The organism is Streptomyces sp. NRRL B-24572, from assembly GCF_002156145.1.
GTDB lineage: Bacteria > Actinomycetota > Actinomycetes > Streptomycetales > Streptomycetaceae > Streptomyces > Streptomyces vietnamensis.
Window position 1 is genome coordinate 1 of the sequence record NZ_MWIG01001131.1, and the last position, 576, is coordinate 576.

The following is a 576-nucleotide window of genomic DNA, read 5'->3' on the forward strand; positions in this document are numbered from 1 at the left end:
GGGCGGGGACGGAGCGGGGAGGTGGTGTCCGGACTGCGTCTCACCGCGCTTCGCGCGAGTTCAAGACGCTTTTACGTCCGGACACCACCTCCCCGCTCCGTCCCCGCCCCCTCTCGCCGTCGTCGTCTTCCAGCCCGTACCGGGCCATGTCTGAGAGAGACCCGTATGACCAGTACCCGACCGCTTCACCTCGCCGCCGAGCTCGTCGCCGGCTCCGGGCGGGCCGACCCCGGCACCGCCGCCCGTACCGTCGCGCTCGCCCGGCTCGCCGAGGCCGCCGCGCTCGACTTCCTCACCCACGACGACTCCTTCGCCGGGCCCGGCCTCGACGCGCTCGCCGTGCTCGCCCGGGTCGCCCCCGAGACCCGATCGGTCGGTCTCGTGCCGACCGTCACCACCACGCACACCGAGCCCTTTCACGTCCAGGCCGCCGTCGCCACCCTCGACTGGGTGAGCCGGGGCCGCGCGGGCTGGCGGATCGCGGTCTCCCCGACCGGGGCCGAGGCCCGGCTCCTCGGCCGCCGTCCCGCGCCGCCCACCGCCGAGCTCTGGCAGGAGGCGGGCGAGGTCGCCGAG

General features: G+C 75.9%; 1 protein-coding gene. It reads left to right on the forward strand.

Annotation, left to right across the window (positions count from 1 at the left end):
- Nucleotides 1-165 precede the first annotated feature (165 nt).
- Nucleotides 166-576 (forward strand): LLM class flavin-dependent oxidoreductase (locus tag CCN56_RS40815; RefSeq protein WP_143664846.1); only part of this gene is annotated, 411 nt, incomplete at its 3' end.